This window comes from Brevibacterium sp. HMSC24B04, assembly GCF_001806835.1.
In the GTDB taxonomy this organism is placed as follows: Bacteria; Actinomycetota; Actinomycetes; order Actinomycetales; family Brevibacteriaceae; genus Brevibacterium; species Brevibacterium ravenspurgense.
Genome location: NZ_KV786090.1, coordinates 13,351 through 28,885, shown reverse-complemented (window position 1 = coordinate 28,885; position 15,535 = coordinate 13,351). Strand labels below are relative to the sequence as shown.

At 63.9% G+C, this 15,535-nt stretch carries 12 protein-coding genes; 3 read left to right on the top strand and 9 right to left on the bottom strand.

Features of this window, described 5'->3' with window-relative positions; all coding sequences use genetic code 11:
* Positions 1-2: 2 nt before the first annotated feature.
* The 9 genes from HMPREF3092_RS06025 to mraZ form a co-directional block, all read right to left on the bottom strand.
* Positions 3-1,256, bottom strand: coding sequence for an FtsW/RodA/SpoVE family cell cycle protein (locus HMPREF3092_RS06025; protein WP_070424195.1), 1,254 nt, complete (start codon positions 1,254-1,256; stop codon positions 3-5).
* Complete coding sequence (gene murD / locus HMPREF3092_RS06020; protein WP_070424211.1) at positions 1,253-2,812, bottom strand: UDP-N-acetylmuramoyl-L-alanine--D-glutamate ligase; 1,560 nt, start codon at positions 2,810-2,812, stop codon at positions 1,253-1,255. The genes HMPREF3092_RS06025 and murD overlap by 4 nt, the downstream gene beginning before the upstream one ends.
* A gap of 43 nt (positions 2,813-2,855) precedes the next feature.
* A complete protein-coding gene (mraY, locus tag HMPREF3092_RS06015; protein WP_019175271.1) occupies positions 2,856-3,944 on the bottom strand; it encodes a phospho-N-acetylmuramoyl-pentapeptide-transferase in 1,089 nt (362 codons plus the stop codon).
* A complete protein-coding gene (gene murF / locus HMPREF3092_RS06010; RefSeq protein WP_019175272.1) occupies positions 3,941-5,383 on the bottom strand; it encodes a UDP-N-acetylmuramoyl-tripeptide--D-alanyl-D-alanine ligase in 1,443 nt (480 codons plus the stop codon). Before murF ends, mraY begins: the two co-directional genes overlap by 4 nt.
* A 13-nt stretch (positions 5,384-5,396) precedes the next feature.
* Positions 5,397-6,890 (bottom strand): UDP-N-acetylmuramoyl-L-alanyl-D-glutamate--2,6-diaminopimelate ligase, encoded by a 1,494-nt coding sequence (locus HMPREF3092_RS06005; protein WP_070424194.1) that lies wholly within the window; start codon positions 6,888-6,890, stop codon positions 5,397-5,399.
* A complete protein-coding gene (locus tag HMPREF3092_RS06000) occupies positions 6,887-8,662 on the bottom strand; it encodes a peptidoglycan D,D-transpeptidase FtsI family protein (protein ID WP_070424193.1) in 1,776 nt (591 codons plus the stop codon). The genes HMPREF3092_RS06005 and HMPREF3092_RS06000 overlap by 4 nt, the downstream gene beginning before the upstream one ends.
* An 8-nt stretch (positions 8,663-8,670) precedes the next feature.
* A complete protein-coding gene (locus HMPREF3092_RS05995; RefSeq protein ID WP_019175275.1) occupies positions 8,671-9,219 on the bottom strand; it encodes a cell division protein FtsL in 549 nt (182 codons plus the stop codon).
* The gene (rsmH, locus tag HMPREF3092_RS05990) at positions 9,216-10,187 is read right to left on the bottom strand and encodes a 16S rRNA (cytosine(1402)-N(4))-methyltransferase RsmH (protein WP_061941299.1); all 972 of its coding nucleotides are present in this window, start codon (positions 10,185-10,187) and stop codon (positions 9,216-9,218) included. The genes HMPREF3092_RS05995 and rsmH overlap by 4 nt, the downstream gene beginning before the upstream one ends.
* 156 nt (positions 10,188-10,343) lie before the next feature.
* A complete protein-coding gene (gene mraZ, locus HMPREF3092_RS05985) occupies positions 10,344-10,775 on the bottom strand; it encodes a division/cell wall cluster transcriptional repressor MraZ (RefSeq protein ID WP_019175277.1) in 432 nt (143 codons plus the stop codon).
* 341 nt (positions 10,776-11,116) lie between these two features.
* On the opposite strand from mraZ, the gene HMPREF3092_RS05980 reads away from it, so the two are divergent.
* The 3 genes from HMPREF3092_RS05980 to HMPREF3092_RS05970 are packed head-to-tail and all read left to right on the top strand — an operon-like array spanning position 11,117 to position 15,479.
* Complete coding sequence (locus HMPREF3092_RS05980; RefSeq protein WP_061941301.1) at positions 11,117-12,070, top strand: AAA family ATPase; 954 nt, start codon at positions 11,117-11,119, stop codon at positions 12,068-12,070.
* Complete coding sequence (locus HMPREF3092_RS05975) at positions 12,067-13,194, top strand: DUF58 domain-containing protein (protein WP_061941303.1); 1,128 nt, start codon at positions 12,067-12,069, stop codon at positions 13,192-13,194. Before HMPREF3092_RS05980 ends, HMPREF3092_RS05975 begins: the two co-directional genes overlap by 4 nt.
* Positions 13,194-15,479 (top strand): transglutaminase TgpA family protein, encoded by a 2,286-nt coding sequence (locus HMPREF3092_RS05970; RefSeq protein WP_141737975.1) that lies wholly within the window; start codon positions 13,194-13,196, stop codon positions 15,477-15,479. Before HMPREF3092_RS05975 ends, HMPREF3092_RS05970 begins: the two co-directional genes overlap by 1 nt.
* Positions 15,480-15,535 lie beyond the last annotated feature (56 nt).

Below are 15,535 nucleotides of genomic sequence, written 5' to 3'. Positions count from 1 at the left end.
ATTCAGCTCCTCCTCTTAAGGAACGACAGCGAGCCCCAGAACCGGGACCGCCGCTCACGCAGAGCATCGGCGACCCCCTCCTCTGAACGGGCAAAGGACAGCAGAAGACCAGCGGCGATGAGTGCCGCGAGCATCGACGACCCACCGTAGGACACAAAGGGAAGCGGCACGCCGATCACCGGGGCGATGCCCGCAACAACCGCGATGTTGACCGCGGCCTGGCCGATCAGCCAAGCGAAGACAGCCGCGGATGCCGTCTGCACAAAAACACTTGTGGACTGCACCATGAGCCGGTAGATCCCGAAGCCAAGGACGGCAAACAGCGCAATCACTGCGGCTGCGCCCAGCAGACCGAGCTCTTCGCCGATGATTGCGAAGATGAAGTCGTTGTGGGCTTCTGGCAGCCACGACCATTTTTCGCGGCTGGCACCAAGACCGACACCCAGCCAGCCTCCGGAGGCCAGTGCGTACAGACCGTGGTCTGACTGCCAGTGCGCACCCAGCGGATCCCCGGAATCACCGCCACGGCCAGAAAGCATGGCCATCACGCGGGTCATGCGGTTCTCACTAGTCAAAACGAAGAAGGCGACAATCCCGGCCGCGGCTGTGGCCAAGCCGAAAATCCAGCGTTTGGGAAGACCGCCGATCACCAGTGCCGTGCCCAGGATCAGGAACAGGACCATGACCGTTCCCAGGTCCTGCCCCGCAATGACCAGGCCCACCGTGCCGCCGGCGAAAAGCAGAAAGCCCACCATGTTCTTAAAGGTGAACGGCCTGCGAACCATCAATGCCATGTAGCGGGCAGTGAAGAGCGCCAGGGCAATCTTGACGAACTCCGCCGGCTGGATCTGCACAGGTCCCACCCGGATCCAGTTGCGGTTGCCGTTGATCTCAACGCCCAACGGCGTGAGCGGCAGAACCTGCAGGATCATGGCTCCGATCAGAACGGGATAGGCCAGTCTGAAGCTCGCTTTCACGGGCGTGAACGACACAACGCCCATGAGGGTCAGGCCGAATGCCGCGTAGATCGCCTGGCGCAGGAAAACCGAAAAAGCCGACGACACGCTGGCATCACCGGAGGTGACTGACGATGCCGAGAGCACCATGAGCAGGCCGAAGCCGGTCAGTGCCGTGACGGGAATGAGAATCAGGTAGAACGTTGTCGTCTTCTGCGCAAGCAGGCGCTGCCACCGGTCGGAAAGCTCGGTGATCTGTGTTCGGAAGCCCCTCCGCCGGGTGGGGGCGGATCCGGTCACGACAGAGCACCTCGCACAGCGTCGGCAAACAGATCGCCTCGCGTTGCGTAGTTGAGGAACTGGTCCATGCTGGCCGACGCCGGCGCCAAGAGCACCGTGTCACCGTCTTCGGCGTACTGGCTGGCGGCTGCCACCGCCCGCCGCATGACATCTGCTCCGCGAGTTCGGCTGTCCTCCATGATGTCGGGCCCTGACGGCGGCACGACCGTGTAATCGACGTCCGCGGCTTCAAGAGCAGAAATCAGCTCGGATGAATCAGTGCCGATGACGACGGCGGTGCGAATCCGGTCGGCAAATGTCTGGACCAGGTCGGTGAAGTCTGCCCCCTTGGCCAGTCCTCCGGCGATCCACACGATTGATTCGTGTGCGGCCAAAGCGGCGGCAGCGGCATGGGGGTTGGTGGCTTTTGAGTCGTCCACCCAGGTCACACCGTCAGCTTCTGCCACGATCGCGCTGCGGTGATCGCCCACTTGATGATTGCGCAGCCCATCACGGACGGCCGCGGGTTCAACGCCGATGCTGCGAGCCAACGCGGCGGCCGCCAAAGCATTGAGAACCTGGTGGTCAGCTGGTTTTGCACCGGGTGTTCCGGAGGCCTGCGCGACGTCGTCCAGCGAGCCGAGTTCCTGTGCAGATGTCTGGCGGCGCTGAGCAAAGGCCCGATCGGCGAGGATCTCTCCGACAACGCCGAGCTCGCCCACACGGGGTGTGTCCAGACGGAAGCCCACCGCGCGGGCTCCTTCGATCACTTCGGCTTCCTCGACGAGTTCACGCGTTGCGGGATCCTCGCAGCTGTAGACGCACGCCAGCTGGACATTGGAGTAGACCCTCGCCTTGTCGGCCACATAGCCGTCCCAGCCGCCGTGCCAGTCGAGGTGGTCATCGGCCAGGTTGAGAACGGCAGCCGAATGGGCGGCCATGGAGAACTGCCAGTGCAGCTGGAAGCTCGACAGTTCGATCGCCAGAACCTCAGCACCCGGATCGAGCACAGCTTCCAGCAGCGGGGCACCGATATTGCCGCAGGCCCGCGACTGCAGCCCCTGTGCCCTCAGCATTGAATCAAGCATCGAGGTGGTGGTCGTCTTGCCGTTGGTTCCGGTGACGACAAGCCACGGGGCGCTGTTGGCTCCCCGCACCCGCCAGGCGAGCTCCACCTCGCCGATGACCGGAATGTCGTGTTCGGCAGCCTCAACCAACAGGGGCTGGTCGGGACGCCAGCCCGGCGAGGTGCACACGAGGTCGGGCAGACGGCCCGAGCTGGTGCGCGGCAGCTTCTCGACATGTTCGGGTCCGCGGCGGATATCGACGTCGAAGACCCGCAGGATTGTTTCGTGTTCCGATTCGTCACGCTGGTCATCAGCGTCGACGACGATGACTTCGGCACCCCGCTCAGCCAGGTGCACCGCCATGGGGTAGCCGGAAACGCCCAACCCGGTCACGCACACGACGATGCCGGCAAGCGACGACTCCGGGCCGTGGATAGCCGCCGGGATCCGCTCTTTGTTCGGATAGTCGACAGGTTCGGCACCCGGTGGGCTGATGGCGGGAATGAGCATCAGCTGTTCACCGGCGGGATCACCGGAGGGCGTGAGCGCGTCATCAGCCAATGTGCGACACCCACTCCCCGTAGAACAGCGCGACGCCGATGACCGCGAACACCAGCGCAACAATCCAGAAGCGGATGACGATCGTCACTTCGGCCCAGCCTTTGAGCTCAAAGTGGTGCTGCAGCGGGGCCATGCGGAAAATGCGTTTGCCCGTCAGCTTGAACGAGCCCACCTGCAGAATCACCGACAGGGTGATGATGACGAACAGACCACCCAGAATGACAAGCAGGATTTCCGTGCGCGACAGGATCGCCAGACCGCCGAAAGCACCGCCGATCGCCAGCGAGCCGGTGTCGCCCATGAAGATCTTCGCGGGTGATGCGTTCCACCACAGGAAGCCCACGCAGGCGGCCGCGATGGCTGCGGCGACAATAGCGAGGTCGCGCGGGTCGCGAACCTCATAGCAGCCAGCGCGGGCTGAGGACATGAGGTCACAGTTCTGTGTGGACTGCCACGAGGTCATGAGGACATAGGCGGCAAACACAATCGCAGAGGCGCCCGCAGCCAGACCGTCGAGACCATCGGTGAGGTTGACCGCGTTCGAAACTGCGGTGACGATGAGGTTCGCCCAGATGATGAACAGAACCAGGCCCACCCCGAAGCCGGCGAACGCGAGGTCGAAGCGGGTGTCGCGGAAAATCGAGATCGCGGTGGTTGCGGGAGTCTGCCCGTAGGCATTCGGGAAGAACAGCGCGGCAACGGCAAAGGTCACTCCGACGAAGGCCTGCCCGATCATCTTGGGCACCGGGCGCAGACCAAGGGAGCGCTTCTTGGAGATTTTGATGAAGTCGTCCAAGAAGCCGACAACGCCCAGCCCCGTCATGAGCCACAGGACCAGCAGACCCGACACTGTCGGCGTGGAGCCGGTCAGCAGGTGCGCCAGGAAGTAGGCCACGAGGGTCGCCAGGATGATGACGACACCGCCCATTGTGGGAGTGCCCCGCTTGGTTGCGTGGGACGCAGGACCGTCGTCGCGAACGAACTGACCGTAGTTCTTCTTGACGAGGATCTTGATGTACTGCGGCGTGCCCAGCAGCGTCAGCAGCAGGGCAAAGCACGGGGCGAGGACGACTGCGATCATTGGGCTACAGAAACTCCTGCGAATTCGTCTCCCAGGTATCGCAGACCGGCGTCGCGGGAGGACTTGAACAGAACAATGTCACCGGGTTCGACTTCGGAAGCCAGAAGTTCTCGCGCTTCCGTGACCGTGGGCACCCAGGCCGCCTCGCTGCCCCAGGATCCTTCGAGGTTGGCAGCCTGGTAGATGGGCAGGGCGCCCTGTCCGACGGCGATGGTGCGGGTGATGTTGAGACGGACCACCAGGTGGCCGATCTCGTAGTGAGCCGCCGCGGATTCGTCACCGAGCTCGAGCATTTCGCCAAGCACCGCGAAGGTCCTGCGCGGCGGATGATCGGCATCACCGGCGCCCATGGCGGCAAGCGTCTTCAGGGCGGCGCGCATTGAATCGGGGTTGGCGTTGTAGGCATCGTTGAGCACGGTCACGCCGTCGGGCGAGTCGATGAGCTCCATGCGCCAGCGGCTGGCCGCACCGGACGTAGCCAGGATGGTGGCGATGTCCTTCGGCGCAACCCCGCACAGGTGTGCAATGGCCGAAGCGGCCAAAGCGTTGGTCACGTGGTGTTCGCCCAGCAGCGCAAGTTCGATGTGGAGTGGTTCGTCGTGGTCAGGCAGGTGCAGATCGAACGCCGTGCGACCGGATGGCTGGATGTCGACGTTGGACGCCCACACGCCTTCGTCAGGGTTCGAACCGAAGAACAGGGTGTCAACACCTTCGGCGAGAACTGACTGCATGGAGCGCACGCGCGGGTCATTGCCGTTGAGCACCGCGGTTCCGCCGGGCACGAGCGCTTCAATAAGCTCCGCTTTTGCCCGTGCCGTGTTCTCAATCGAGCCGAAGACCCCGGCGTGGGCCGAGCCGACTCCGAGCTCAACGCCGATGTCGGGACGCACGAGCGAGGTCAGGTAGGCGAGGTTGCCGATGTTGCGCGCACCCATTTCAAGCACGAGGAAGCGGGTGTCAGCGTCAGCGCGCAGCGCCGTGAGCGGCACACCGACTTCGTTGTTGTAGGAATTCGGCGGCCACACGGTCTCGCCGGCTGTTGACAGCAGTGCTGCCGCGAGGTCTTTGACGGTGGTCTTTCCGGCAGAACCGGTGATTGCGACGACTGTGAGTTCGCCTGAGCTGCGAAGGGCTTCGACGTTCGCTTTGGCCAGCTGACCGAGAGCGGCCGTTGCATCGTCGACAACACAGGACGGCAGGTGTTCGCCGTCGACGGATGGGACGGCCTCGGCGATGACGAGGGCCGCACCGGCCTGTACGGCCGCCGCGGCGAATTCGAGGCCGTCGTGGTTTTCGCCGGTGCGCGCAACGTAGATGTCGCCCGGCGCCACTTCGCGGGAGTCGGTGACGACACCGGCGCACAGAACCGTGTCCGGTGTGATTCCGTAGAGTTCGCCGCCGGTCGCGGCGGCGATTTCTTCAGCAGTGAATTCCTTCATATACCTTCAGACCTTACCGGGTGGCGGCGGAAGAACCGCGCTGTGAAACGGCGGTGCGTGTTATCTCACGATCGTCAAACGGCAGCTTGGTATCGCCGTAGTCCTGGCCGGGCTCGTGTCCCTTGCCCGCCACCAGCACGGTGCCGCTCTCACCCGCTGCCGCAACACCGGCCTCAATTGCCTCGCGCCTGCTGGCGTACTCGACGATCGCGTCAGCGGCTGCCCGGCTGGTGCCGTCAGCCACTGCTGCGCGGGCGCCGGCAATCACTTCAGCGCGGATCGTCGCGGGGTCTTCGCTGCGCGGGTTGTCGTCGGTGATGATGACGACGTCGGCGTTTTCTGCCGCGGCCCGCCCCATGAGGGGGCGTTTGCTGTGGTCGCGTTCTCCACCGGCACCGCACACCACTACCAGCGGCTGGCCCGAAAGCCCCGCCAGCGCCTTTTCTATTGCGTCGGGTGTGTGGGAGTAGTCGACGATGGCGCGCGGAGCCTGTTCTGAGATGACTTCCATCCGGCCCGGCACGTTGACGCTGAAGCCTTCGGCTGCCGTTGCGAGTTCGTCAGCGGACACACCGGATTCGAGCAGCATGGCCATTGCCAGCGCGGTGTTGCTGATGTTGAAATCGCCCGGCAGCGGGCTCTTCGCCCGAAGGCTCACGGAAGACCCGCGGAGGGTGAAGGAAAGACCGTCGATGTCTTCGATCCTGTAGTCCGCGTTGTCTTCGGGACGAGCGGAGACGGTGACGACGGGAATCTGTGAGTCATTCACCAACTGACGTGCCCAGTCGTCAGCCAGCACGATGACGCCGCGGGATGCGAACTGCGGCGTGAACAGGAGCGCTTTTGCCCGGTAGTACTCCTCCATGGTCCCGTGGAAGTCCAGGTGGTCCTGGGACAGGTTGGTGAAGCCGGCCACCGTGAAGTGTGCACCGTCGACCCGGTGTTGGCTAAGCGCGTGGGAGGACACCTCCATGGAGCAGGCGTCAGCGCCCTGGTCGCGCATGTTTTTGAACAGACGGTGCAGGTCGGGGGCTTCCGGGGTGGTTCGCACGCTGGGCTGTTCCTGGCCGGCGATGACGGTCGCGACAGTTCCGATCAGCCCTGTTGTTCTGCCGATGCTGCGCAGCAGACCGTCGAGGATGAAGGTGCTCGTGGTTTTGCCGTTGGTTCCGGTGATGCCGAATAGGGCGGGCGTCTGCGGGTCTGTTCCGTAGATCGCGGCCGCGATGTCACCGAGAATCGCACGAGGTGCCGGGTGGGTCAGCACCGGGATGTCACCGGCTGACGCCGGTAGGAGGTCACGGCCGGCTGGGTCCGTGAGGATTGCCGCGGCACCGCGGTCGAGTGCCTGCTGGGCGAACTGGGCTCCGTGGGCGTTCGCACCCGGCAGGGCTGCGTAGAGACCGCCGAGTTCGACGGTTCGGGAGTCCAGACTCACACTGTTCACGGTGGTGTTCCCGTCACCGTGAACAGCTGCTCCGCCGGGGAGTTCGCTCAGCTTCATCATTTCCATTCTTTCGGAATCAGTTTCGGTTCTTCAGTTGATGGGGCGACACCCATCTGCCGCAGCGCGTATCCGGTGACCTCGGAGAACACCGGTGCAGCGGATGTACCACCGTAGTACCCCTTGGTGGGTCGCTGCAGGGTCACACTCACAGCGACCTTGGGGTTTTCTGCCGGTGCGAATCCGGAGAAGTTCGCGGCGTGGCCGCTCTCCCGGTCTTTGCCGGCGGCGATCTGCGCGGTTCCGGTTTTGCCCGCGACCCTGTAGCCCTTGATCTGTGCAGACGTTCCTGTACCCTCGGCGACAGCGGCTTCGAGCATGGTTCCCACAGAATCCGCTGTCTCTTCGCTGACGACGCGAGTGCCCTCTTTCGGCGGAATTTCTGAGACCCTGCCGGAGTCGCTCACTGTGCCCTTGACGAGCTGCTGGGGTACGCGAACTCCTCCGTTGCCCAGGGTCGCAAACACGGAAGCGCTCTGCAGCGTGGTCGCGGACAGCCCCTGGCCGAACATGACGGTGTACTCGGTGCGGCCGTCCCACTTGTCATAGGGATGCACGATGCCCTTCGCCGCTCCGGGAAAGTCGATGCCGCTGGATTCACCCAGACCGAACTTCTTCAGATAGTCGTAGCGCTGCTGCAGGCTGAGCTTCTCGCCCGCCATGAGCGTTCCGGTATTGGATGACTTTTCGATGATCCCGGAGAACGTCAGCTTCTCGTCCTCGTGCGGACTGGAATCACGGAACTCTTCGCCGTTGGGCGCTTTCCATTTGTCCGGCACCGTGAATTTGCTTTCAGGTGTGACCAGGCCTTCTTCTATGAGCGCTACAGCCGTGATGGCCTTTCCGGTTGAGCCGGGCTCTACGGGGTCGGTGAAAGCGCGTGCGCCCCGGTCGGGACCGCCCACGCCGCCGGGGTTGTTGGGATCGACTGTGGGTGCCTGCGCAACGGCAAGAAGCCGGCCGGTGCCGATCTCCTCAATGACGACGGTGCCCCACTGGGCGTTGTGCTCTTTCACAGCCTTTGCAATGGACCGCTGGGCGAACATCTGGATCTGCGGGTCGATGGTCAGCTCCAGGCCCGTGCCGTTGACCGGCGGCGTGGTGTCGTTTTCGCCCAGGGGAATGATGTCGCCCTTCAGACCCTTTTCGAACTGCCTGCTGCCGTCTTTGCCCTGCAGCTGTTTTTGGTGCTGCAGTTCGAGCCCGGCAAGCGGAACGCCGTCGGAGCCGACCCACCCGATGAGGTTGCCGGCGACAGCGCCGGAGGGGTAGGAGCGCACAGTGTACTTTTCGGCTGTGATGCCGGGGATTTCGAGTTCCTGGATTTCGCGCCACACTTCGCTTGTGATGCCGGTGGCTACGGGGTTCCACCTTTTGTCGCCGCTGAGCTTCGGGAAGATCAGCCCGGCTTCCGTGCCCAGGACAGGAGCCATAGCCTTTGCTGCGCCCCAGGCGCCGAGCGGGTTGTCGTCTTCGTCCTTATACGCTGCGACGTTCACCTGGTCGACGACGATCTGGTACCGGTCCGCGTTGTCGGCAAGCACTGTCCCGTCGGCGCCGAGGATGACGCCGCGGTCCGCCGGCAGAGGTTGGGTGACCAGGCGGCCGGCCAGAGCCCGCGAGGCAATCTGAGAAGCGTCAAGCCCTTGGATCCACACGAGTCTGCCGAGAATGCCGACCAGCACGATCACTGACAAGAAGGCAATGAGCCGCGTGCGGATCGTGAAACCGCGCTGCCGCTTGGCCTTGCCAGGCCGAGAAGAACGCGGATTCATACTCTTCCTTACTTGTCGGCTGGTTCTTTTGGCTCTTGGAGTTTCGGCGGGGTGAGCGTCCCACTGCTGCCGCCTACAACCGGCAGCTTTTCGTCAGATTTCAGATTCGGCTTGATGTCGTCGCGGGCGTCTTTGCGGGGGCCCGGAACTTGGGCTTCGGGAGCTTTGCCCTCGCCTTTTGGCGCATCGACTATTGTGCCATCTTCGCGAATGAACTTAACGGATTCCGCGGGCTTCATACCCTGAGCTTTCGCTGTGTCTTCAACGTTCTGCGGGCTCATCCGGTAGGAAAGGTCTTCGGCGAGTCGGTCACGGTCATCCGTCAGCTGGTCGCGTTCGACGGTGAGCTCCTGCACCCGGTACGTGCTGTGGTTGATGAAGATGTTGGTCACCAGGATGAGTGCAAGCCCCACAACGACCGTGGCGATGCAGATGAGAGGAAAAGACGATCGGGCCTCGGCGATTTCCGGTACGACGAGGCGGAGCTTCGGCTTGTTCTGCTCTGTTTGTCTGCGCGGGCTGCTCTGGGGAGCGGCCGTTGTGACTGCGTGGCTCATTGCGGCTTCTCCTTGGTTTTCTGCACTGCCCGCAAGCGCACACTCGCGGCACGGGGGTTGATGCTGATCTCTTCGGCATCGGCCTTTTCTGCTCCCCTTGTGAGGTCGTTCAGCCAGGGCTGCAGGTGTTCGGGCACGACGGGCAGTTCCGGCGGCGCGGAGCTGACGGTTCCTGCCCGGAAGATCTTTTTGACGATGGTGTCTTCGAGCGACTGGTAGGACTCGACGACGGCGGTTCCGCCCACGTGCAGCCCATCCAGGGCCTGTGGAAGTGCGGAGCGGAGAATGTCGAGTTCCGCATTGACTTCGATGCGCAGGGCCTGGAAGGTGCGCTTAGCCGGGTGGGAGCGTTTGCGCTGGCCTTTGGGTTCGGGGATGACCCGCTGGAGCATCTCGGCCAGCTGGTCGGTGGTTTCCCACGGCCTTTCCTGGCGGTCTTCGACGATGACGGATGCGATTTTGGCCGCCCAGCGCTCTTCGCCGTATTCAGAGATGATGCGGGCCAGCTCCGCCTGTGAATAGGTGTTGAGAACATCTGCCGCGGTCAGGGTGTCTTCTGCGTTCATCCGCATGTCGAGTGCGGTAGCGCGCGAATAGCTGAAGCCGCGATCGTCATCGTCCAGCTGCAGCGAGCTCACGCCCAAGTCGAAGAGAACGCCGGCCAGGCGCTCACCGCGCTGCTCGAGAATCGCGCCGAGTTCGTCATCGCGCGCGTGCACCGCCGTGAAGCGCTCACCGAATCGTTCGAGCCTCTTGCTGGCAATGGCTATTGCCTCGGGGTCTCTGTCGATGCCCAGAACGCGCACGTCATCGCTGGATTCGAGAACACCTTCCGAGTGTCCGCCCATGCCGAGCGTCATGTCCGCAACAACGGGGGTCTCCCCCGCAGCGCGGGCAGCGTCAATGCCGACTGTCAGCAGCTGAACGCACCTGTCCAGGAGGACGGGTACGTGCGGGTAGTCGCTCACTGTCCTCCTCCTTGGTGTTCTTCGCGGCTGTTGGACCTAAGACCCCGTCCGGCCGTGCCCTGGCACCGGGGAAGTGTGTCAGGACCCCTCGGCTTTGGAATCGGGGAAGTATTCCAAAACCTTGTCTTCGGTCGGACGGAGTCTTCGGACCAACAATCAGAAGACTCCGGGAATCACCTCGTCGGTGCGGTCGGCGAATCCCTGCTCGGTGTCTGCGAGGTATTCCTCCCACAGAGCCGAATCCCAGATCTCAGCACGGTTTCCCATGCCGATCACTGCGACATCGCGGTCAAGCGATGCGTACCGGCGCAGGATCTGCGGAATGGTGAACCGCCCCTGCTTGTCCGGCTGCTCGGCCGAAGCTCCGGAGAGAAACACGCGGAGGTAGTCCCTGGCGTCCTTGCTCGTCATGGGAGCGGCGCGAAGCTGCTCGTGGACGGTTTCGAACTCCCGGGTCGAGAACAGGGTGAGACAGCGCTCTTGACCCCGGGTGATGACCAGACCCCCGGCCAGTTCCTCACGAAACTTTGCGGGCAGGAGAAGACGACCCTTGTCATCGAGCCGCTGAAAGTGCGTGCCCAAGAACATGTCGTCTCACCCCTTTCGAAGCCACTCGACTCCGATGAGCCCCACTATACTCCACTTTCCCCCACCATGTCCTCCCCCGGGAAGAAATACCCGCCTAGAATCTGCATTTCCCCTGGTCACAGAGGTGGTGGAAAGTGGGGTGACCAGACCAAAAGGCGCGAAAAGGACCACCCAACAGGCACCTCGGGAGAAGAAAACCCGCGAAAAACACGCCAAAACACCCCCATGGAGGGCCGCAGGGAGGAAAGTGGGGGCGCGTGGGGAGGAAAGTGGAGTGACCCGGTGGAGGGAAGTGGGGTGAAAAGTGGAGCGGCCTTCGGCTGTGGGGCAGAATGGAGCGCATGACGACACCAGCGCCCGAAGACATTCAGCACTACGGAGAAATCGCCTCGCGGCTGACAACCGCGGTCAGCTCAGTCCTGGACGGCAAGGCCGACACTGTTCGCCTGGCCATCACATCGCTGTTCGCGGGCGGCCACCTGCTGCTGGAAGACGTTCCCGGCGTCGGCAAAACCCTGCTGGCCAAAGCTCTCAGCCGCTCGGTCGGCGGCAGCGTGCGCCGCATCCAGTTCACCCCTGACCTGCTGCCCTCGGATGTTCTGGGCGTCAACCTGTTCAACCAGGAGACCCGCCAGTTCGAGTTCCGCGCCGGCCCGATCTTCTCCAACATCGTCATCGCCGATGAAATCAACCGCGCCTCCCCCAAAACCCAGTCAGCGCTGCTGGAGGCCATGGCCGAATCCCAGGCGACAATCGACGGGACCACGTACCTCATGCCCGACCCGTTCATGGTCGTGGCAACCCAGAACCCCATTGAAATGGAAGGCACCTACGCCCTGCCGGAAGCTCAACGCGACCGTTTTCTCATGCGCACCTCGGTGGGCTACCCCTCGCTGGCGGACGAAGTCTCGATGCTCGGCTCACACGTGGGCCCCGATCCACTCGACCAGCTTGGAGCCGTGACCACAACAGAAGAGCTCACGGCACTGCGCCAGGCAGTTGCGGCTCTCCCCGCGACCGATGAGCTGCGCACCTACATCGTGGGCCTGGTCACCGAAACCCGCAGCGATGCCTCGATCCGCATGGGTGTTTCTCCGCGTGGTTCGGTGGCTCTGCTGCGCGCAGCACAGGCCAACGCGGTGCTCGAGGGCCGCGGCTATGTCACACCGCACGACGTGCAGACAATGGCCGTGCCGGTCCTTTCTCACCGCATCATCGCCCAGGACACCGACGCTCCCGATGTTGCCGAGCAGCTGATCGCCGACATCATCAGGAGGGTGCCTGTTTCGGCATGAGGATCAACACCTCCGGCTGGGTTTTCGTCATCCTCGGGGCGGCGCTCATCATCGCCGCCTACCGCTTCGGCTTTCCGGGGCTGCTTCCCGTGGGCATCGTGTTCATCGGGCTTGTCGTGTTCAGTCTGCTGGCAGCACTGCTCACCAGTTCGCAGCTGAGTGCCAAGCTGGTGGCTGATGCGCCGGCCCTGGACGGAACCGCCATCACCAAGGTGGGCGATGAACTGGTCGTCACGGTGCGCGCGGCGAACCGTCTGCCCACTCCCCTGCTTCCCTTTGATCTCACTCTGCACGCGAAGCCGGGCTTCGGACCTGATCAGGATGCGCACTTGGGCTCCCTGCCCGCGCGAGGGTACGCGGACGTGCAGGCTGTTTTCGTGCCCACTCACCGTGGGATGACCGGGATTGAGAAGCTGTCGGCCGCTGTCGCCGGGCCGTTTGGTCTGGCCTCCTCAATGCGGTCGGTTCCCGGTTCACTGGATGTTGCGGCAGCACCCGCCGAGGTGCCTGTCGGCTATCCGCAGTCCCTGTCGGCTCACCTGTCGCGCATCTCGAGTGACCGCGTGTCACGCGGTCGCGGAACACGTGACTACTTCACACGCGAATACGCTCCCGGCGACGATCTGCGCCATATTCACTGGAAGACCACGGCCCGGCTGGGCGAACTGGCGGTCCGCCAGGAAGCAGAAGAGGAACACGCCACCGCGATTGTCGTCCTCGACGGCGGGCTGCCCGCACCTGCGGAAGGCGAAGCCTCGGAGCCCAGCCCGCAGTTTGAAACGCTTGCAGCCGCCGCGGCGGCTGCCGTGCGCGCCTACTTCGCCGCCGGCTATGACATCCGCCTGCTGTGCGGGGAAGACGACGTCCGGGTCGAGGCCCGTTCGCTCGATCTTCCGCACGCAGAACTGGCGATTTCCCAGGCTGATGGCCGCAGCGTGCCCGCGGGCGTGCATCTGCCGCAGAACGTCGAAACAGTCATCGTGTGTGCCGACCGAGGCAGCCTGAGCGTGAACGTTCCGGCCCGCGCCCACGTGTGGGCCGCCGACTCGCTTGAGATCCCCGCCGCTGGAACCGAGCCCGCTGTCCCCAAACGGTGGACGCTGACAGCAGGGAGGGGTCGCTGATGCAGATGATCCGCTCTCTCCTCCTGTTTGCCGCGCTGTCGCTGGCCGCATATGCCACGACCGCCATGTTCTCCGGGCTCGAACTGCTTGTGCCGGTCGTTTCGATCATCGGCATCACCCTGCTTGTGGGATGGCTGGCGCGCATGGTCCGCAAGGTGGCCGAATCCGGACTCGCGGTTCTCGTGCAGTTCCTCGCGGCGAGCTTTGCAGTGCTCTTCATCTGCGTGCCCGATTCGCTCATCGCGGGCTTCATACCGGGCCCGTCGTCGATTTCGGCTCTCGTGTCGTCTGTCAGCGCCGGCTTTGAGGATGTCGCGACCAAGCAGATTCCGCTGGAGGCCACCGGCGGCCTCATCACCATCTTCACTCTGGGCTTCGGGTTCCTAGCGCTCATCATCGACGGCCTGGTGTCAGACCTGCGCATATCAAAGGTCCCCGCCTTCCTGCTGCTGACGGTGTGGGCTTTCCCCGTGTACTTCGCCTCGGTGCACACGCAGCCGGTCCACATGGCAGCCATCAGTGCGGCCTTCATCATCGTGCTGCTCACCGAGTACGCCAGCGCTGTTCTCACAGCGCACACCGGAGTGGGCTCGACTGCCGGCCATGAGAAGCACACGGCCGCAAGCCGGCCCGGCGCAGAAGCCCTGCGCCAGCGCGGCACCGTGGTCGGTCGGGCGAAGAACGGCCTGCGCAGGTTCCCCGGAACCGCGCTGCTGGCGGGCGCTTTGGCGCTCCTGCTGGGCATGGGCCTCCCGACCGTCCTGCCGGCAATCACGGCAACACCCCACTACTCCAGTGAGCGCGCTGAGGATCTCACGATCATCAACCCGTTCCTCACCATCCGCAACGACCTGCAGAACCCCTCCACTGACCCCGTCTTCACCTACACGACGACCGATCCGGGTGCCGGAGAGCCCATCCGCCTGACCTCGGTCAGCGAGTTCGACGGCGAAGTGTGGAAACCCGCGGAGTTCCCCCTCAGCCGGTCGCGCACCGCTGACGGCGGTCTGTCCAATGCGCGCTCGCAGGCTCCCGCGGGTGTTCAGCAGAGCACTGAGTTTTCGATCGGCGCACTTGATCAGGCGTATCTGCCGGCTCCGTTTGCTCCCACGCAGACTCATGATGCGGGTCCGCAGTGGCTGTACGACCCGGAGACGCTCACGATTGTGGGCAGCGGAGTGACTTCGCGCGGGCTGAACTATTCGGTCGACTACCTGTCCCTGCAGCCGACGGCGAAAGAGCTCGACAACGCCGGAGAGAATGCGGGACGTTCAGCTGACCAGAAGTACACCCAGCTGCCTGACGATGTCCCAGCGGTCATCACCGACACGGCACGCGAACTCACGGAGGACGCGGATTCGCAGTGGGCGAAGGCCGCTGCCATTCAGGCGTATTTCCGCGGCGGAGATTTCACCTATTCACTCGAAGCGCCGACTACGGCATCGAGTTCGGCGCTGGCGGACTTCATGAAGCAGAAGAAGGGCTACTGCGTGCAGTTCTCAGCTGCAATGGCGTCGATGACCCGCTCCCTGGGCATTCCCACGCGAATCGGCGTGGGCTTCACCGCAGGCTCTGAGATCGGCGACGGCGAATATCAGGTGACTCTGGCCGAGGCTCACGCGTGGCCGGAGCTGTACTTCGACGGCATCGGCTGGGTGCGCTTCGAACCGACCCCCGGCGGTCCGGTCGGCGATATTCCCGCCTGGACGACTGCTGGCGGACAGTCAGAAGAACCTGACGATGAGCCGACGGAAGACCCGACTTCTGCAAGCCCCGAACCGACTCCGGAAGAAACCGAAGACGCCGGCAGCGAAGAGGACGACGAATCCGATGACACAGCGGAAGGGTCCGCTGAGGCCGCTGCCCCAATCCCGGCGTGGGTCTGGCTGCTTCTGGCCGCAGCGATCATCATTGCGCTGCTGCTTCTGCCGATGATTGTTCGTGCCGTTCAGCGCCGTCGCCGCCTGCGGGCGGGTGCGGCAGGCCTGTGGGACGAAATCACAGCGACCGCCGCCGATGCGGGGCTCGGCTTGCGCTCGTCAATGACGGCGCCGGCTGCTGCCGCCGCGCTGGCTGAGTACGCGCCTGATAGCGCGGCTGAACTGGCGAGTGCTGCACGGGCGTCGGACGCTCAGCGCTACGGCAACGCGGATGTTCAGCTGAGTGCGGACGACAGCCGCGGCCTGGTCGCGGATGTTCACGACGAGCTGTTCGGCCGTCTGTCCGGTCCGCAGCGAGTGCTGAAGACGCTGCTGCCGGCAAGTGTGTTCGACCGACGCCGATGAAGAAGGCAATAAACGTGTAAGCGGCGGTGGAAAACTCCACCGCCGTTTACGCGTTT